Here is a 5,185-nt window from a genome sequence, read left to right on the forward strand (position 1 = left end):
AGCTCCGTGGAATAAAGAAGCTATATCAATACCAAGTATTGAGGGTTATCTGAATGTGGGTAGGAATACCCGCTTACGTTTAAATGATGCTTTATTAAAACCGCTTTACAAGAGTTTGTATCTGTCTTTACTGTTAATTATTAATGGATTATCACGAGCTCTCCACTGGCGCCACACAGAAACTGTGCGCTAAGACATAACCACAGCACAGAAATATCTTAGTTTTATCACCGAAAATTAGCTCTAAATTAAAGAATATGACTTTTTAGTATTAGACACTCCTTCGGTAACCTTGTCTCCCTCTCATTGTGCATTTTTCTCATAATGGGCAGACAAAGCTCAATATGAGGCTAATGCGTTGATGGTATTTTTCAACATGTGGTTCATCCCATTTTTTGCTATCACATTGGGTTTGTGTGATGGACATCATCAATACCTTCAGGAAAAGACATAGTTATGTCAGTTAGGAGCGAATTGTTGAAGTTATTGGATTGATTTCAGTGCTAACGTTTTAAAACTTTTGTTGTTGACCGTAAGTACTTGGAGGTCTTATGTCAGATACATCTATAGCTTATAACCAAAGAAGTAAATCATCGCTCAAAGACATTTGGTCCTATTCATTAGGCGAAGGTGCAACGTCTATTGCTATAAATGGTGTCAGTAATTTTGCATTGCTTTTCTACACGCAAGTGTTGGGATTGAATGCAGCTTTAGCTGGTCTGGCTCTAAGTATCAGCGTACTTTGGGATGCGATTTCAGACCCGGTAATGGGTTATGTTACGGATAATACAACAAGCCGTTACGGGCGCAGGCACATATACATGTTCTTTGGAGGCATTCTATTAGCAGTATCATTCATTTCACTTTGGACGGTTCCAGAATCATTCTACGGAAACTCTACGATTCTATTTGGGTACTTGCTTGTAGTTAATTTAATAATGAGAACAAGCTTAACAGTTTTTGTCGTGCCATATACCGCTCTGGGTTTTGAAATCTGTAAGGGCTATGAAAGTAGAGCCAAGCTTCAAAGTGTTCGTTCATTTTTTAATATGTGTGTTAATTTTGTCTTTGGTGCTCTGGCATGGAGTATTTTCTTCAAAGATAGCGTAGATGCCAGTGGTGCAAGAGTTGATGGCACTAAAGTGCCTGGCAATTTTTTAGTTATGGGCATAACATTAAGTGTATTTGCCCTCATTATGATCTTGCTTTGCGTGTATTTAACCCGAGCGTTTGCAAGTTCCTCTAATGATAATCAATCTAAAAGTGCGATGAGCATTAAAGAGTTTATGGTAAGTACCAAAGGTATCTTATCTGACAGGTTAGCACTACGTGTTTTTGCATTCTTATTTGTGGGGCAAATTGGTGTAATGTTAACCGCTCAACTTCAAGTTTTTGCTTATGTCGATTTTCTAAATTTATCTAGTGGCGATAAGACTCTTGTTCATGGAAGTACAATGGTTGGTTTCGCGTTTGGTTCACTTGCCGTTGCAAAGCTCGTCAATTTTTTAGAGAAAAGATCTGTCATTGTATATGCAGTGGTCGTATCGACAATTGCAGGACTCGGTATGTATATCATCTTCTCTGCTGATATTTTTAACCTTGACTTAGCCAATAATCAAACTGTATTTACAGTACCATGCTTTGCTTTTTTTCAAGGGCTATTTTGGTTTGGTTGGGGCATAGTTATGCCTCTTGCCACATCTATGATTGCTGATGTATCAGCGATTAGCGAAGCGAAAACGGGGCAAGTCAAAGATGGTGGTTACTCGGCGATGTTCAGTTTTGCGCTTAAAGCTTCAACTTCGTTTGCTTTATTATTCAGTGGCGGGTTACTCGCTATGAACGGTTATGTTGAAGGTGTACCGGAGCAAACAGCAGAAGTAGCAAAACAAGTAGCAACAACGTCTTTCCTAGTAGGACCTTTATTCATGATACTGGCAACGGCATTTCTTTATAAGTATCCCGTCAATCGCGCTGTTATGGCTAAGCTCAATGACGAGAGTATCTAGGAGTTTGTTGTATGTTTAGAATCAAAAAAGTAATGCTCGAACAAGCTCAGCAATTAGGCGCGTTTGACGGACTACCACTTTTAAGTTGGGTCGTTGAATGCTCATCTGATGGCGCTTATCAAACGCAGTATCACGTACAGCTTGCTAAGACCCCACTGTTTGACGATGTCCTGTTGGACTCTGGTGAAGTAGACAGTGATGAGTCTGTTAACGTGAAGTTTGCCGATATCACATTAGAAGCATCAACAAGCTACTTTGTTCGCGTCAAGGTGTGGAATAATGTTGGTGAGAGTACCGCATGGTCAGAGCCTAAACAGTTTTTAACGGGGTTGATGTCACAATGGAATGCGCAGTTCATTTCACCGGAGATTGAAGACGAAGCTGAGCTATCAAGATGTTTTTATTTAAGAAAAAAGTTTGATCTTTCCGAGGGAAAACACGTCAATTCGGCTGTTATCCATATGAGTGCTTGTGGTATTTACAAAGCATTCTTAAACGGGGAAGAAGTTGGTCAGGATGAGCTTAAACCTGGTTGCACAAGCTACAAAAAAAACATGCTCTATCAAACTTATGATGTCACAAGCCAAATAAGTGGTAACAATGTTGTCGCGTTTCATGTTGCTCCTGGTTGGTATAAGGGGCGGTTTGGTTTCTTCGGCGAGAGAAACTTCTATGGTAATAAGAGCGCCATTATTTGCCAATTAGTCATTACTTATGATAATGGTGAAACACAGGTGGTGACGAGTGATGACTCATGGTTGGCAACAGCTTCACCTGTCATTTTTTCTGAAATATATGATGGCGAAACCTACGATGCTAATCGCGAAGTCGTTAACTGTTTAAGCGGTGATATAAATGAATCAGATTGGTATCGCCCTGTTTCGCTAGATTTACCGACTACTATATTAAACCCTCAACACGCCAATGCGGTGCGACGAATAGAGCAGATCGAGCAGCCGAAGAAAATCATCTCACCAAAAGGTGAAGTGATTTTAGATTTTGGGCAGAATTTATCTGGCTTTGTAGAGTTTGCTGTTAATGGCAAAGTTGGTCACAAGGTTGTCCTTGAGCATTTTGAAGTTTTAGATGCAAACGGAAATGCCTATTTTGATAACTTACGTTCAGCTAAACAGCGAATTGAGTATATTCTGGATGACTCAGGGGTACAGAGTTACTGCTCTAATTTTTCTTTTCAAGGTTTTAGGTATGTTCGTGTCACCAAATACCCAGGGGTAGTTAAACCGGGTAATTTTAAAGTTCATGTGATCCATTCTGAAATGGATCAAACGAGTGAATTTGAAAGCTCTAATGCCCTGTTAAACCAACTGCATAAAAATATTCGCTGGGGAATGAAAAGTAACTTTGTTGATATTCCGACAGACTGCCCTCAAAGAGATGAGCGATTGGGGTGGACGGGGGATGCGCAGATTTTTGCCAAAACAGCATCGTATTTGTTTAATACAAGCAGTTTTTTTTCTAAATGGTTGACTGACCTGAATGCGGATCAGCTTGAAAATGGCGGGGTACCGCATGTCATCCCTGATGTGTTGTCAGGGAGAACGGATCATGATGAATTTCTTTCGACAGGTACGCACTCTTCAGCTGCGTGGGGTGATGCGGCAATTATTATACCGTGGACAATGTATGTCATGTTCGCTAACAAGGCGTTGTTAGCGAGGCAGTATGAAAGCATGTGTGCCTATGTAGACTTTATGGTTAATAATTCTGATGAATATATTTTCAATTACAAACTTCAGTTTGGTGATTGGGTAGCACTAGATGCCAAAGAGGGGAGCTACTTTGGTGCCACGCCGAATGATTTAACAGCGACGGCTTTCTTTGCTTATTCAACAAGATTGCTAGCAAAAACGGCAAAGGTATTGGGTTATGTAGATGATGAGCGTCAATATTGGGCGTTACACGATAAAGTGAAATCATCTTTCAACAATAAGTTTGTTAACGTGGATGGCTCACTCAAGGCTCGCACGCAGACGTCGCATATACTATGCCTTCATTTTGATTTAGTGCCTGATGTGTTTAAGCCTAAAGTAGCAGAAGGATTGATTGCGCTTTTGGCTGAAAATAATGGAAGCTTAAATACAGGGTTCGTCGGTACCCCCTATTTTTGTTTTGCACTAAGCAATAATGGATATGTAGAGGAAGCCTATGATTTACTTCTTAAAGAGACTTTCCCTTCGTGGTTACATCAGGTGAAGCAAGGCGCTACCACTATTTGGGAGCATTGGGATGGCATTAAACCAGACGGTACGATGTGGAGCCCTGATATGAACTCATTTAATCATTATGCTTACGGTTCTATTGGAGATTGGATTTATAGCTCTGTATTAGGAATTCAACCAACTGAGTCCTCTCCCGGTTTTAAAAAACTACGAATAAAACCGTTAATGACAAAAAAATTGGCCTTTGCAAAAGGTCGCTTTGAGTCAAATTATGGTGATATATGCGTAGAATGGAAACATATAAATGGTGACTACTTTTCTCTTAGTATCACTGTTCCATTTAACTCATCGGCGATGATAGAGTTCGATGTGAACGATCAAATCGTTTGTAGTAATGGTATGACTACTCTTGGCAGTAATGTGTATGAGGTTGGGTCTGGAACCTATCTTTTTGATATTCAAAAAAAGAGGGACAATAAAATGTCGGTGCCAGCTGATTCGTTGTTTTCTAAGATGGATTAGGGGTATATAAAATTTGCAACGACATTTATTTACCTGATTACCACCGAGCCTCAGCTAATTTAAGTAAACGTTGAGGCATCGGTGCTGTTTGAATACCTAAGTAAATGAGTTGTTCCAACATCGCATTCTTATTGGGTGACCTTCTTTATTCAGTGATACTGCTGCAACGAATGGCCGCTTCCCTTTGGCTCACCGTCTACTAGCACCTCACTGCACGCCACCCCAGTAAACATCATCCATTTGGATATACCCATCCGAAGGGGATTCATCATCACGCTCTTTCATGGCCTGCATGAGCTTGTGCTTAAGCCGCCATGCTGCGTTATATGAAAGTAAGCGCGCCACGTGGGATCGTAGTGCGCTTACACTGTATCCTGTCTTTGACTATTAATTAAAAGTAAGCGGGTATTCCTACCCACATTCAGATAACCCTCAATACTTGGTATTGATATAGCTTCTTTATTCCACGGAGCT

General features: G+C 40.4%; 3 protein-coding genes and 1 pseudogene. 3 read left to right on the top strand and 1 reads right to left on the bottom strand.

From position 1 onward, the window contains the following. From ACVA53_RS24665 to ACVA53_RS24675, 3 genes are all read left to right on the top strand, one after another. The coding region (locus tag ACVA53_RS24665) for a hypothetical protein (protein ID WP_446506589.1) at positions 1-193 on the top strand (193 nt) is incomplete at its 5' end. Between the two features lie 358 nt (positions 194-551). Continuing rightward, positions 552-2,009, top strand: a complete 1,458-nt coding sequence (locus tag ACVA53_RS24670) for an MFS transporter (RefSeq protein WP_446506590.1) — start codon at positions 552-554, stop codon at positions 2,007-2,009. A gap of 11 nt (positions 2,010-2,020) precedes the next feature. Next, positions 2,021-4,711 carry a family 78 glycoside hydrolase catalytic domain gene (locus ACVA53_RS24675; protein WP_446506591.1) on the top strand — a complete coding sequence of 897 codons (2,691 nt, stop codon included), beginning with the start codon at positions 2,021-2,023 and terminating at the stop codon, positions 4,709-4,711. 120 nt (positions 4,712-4,831) lie between these two features. Here the strand turns inward: ACVA53_RS24675 and ACVA53_RS24680 are convergent. Further along, positions 4,832-5,077 (bottom strand): annotated as a pseudogene (locus ACVA53_RS24680) (IS1595 family transposase); the annotation flags it as partial. Positions 5,078-5,185 lie beyond the last annotated feature (108 nt).

This window comes from Photobacterium sp. DNB23_23_1 (assembly GCF_052873815.1).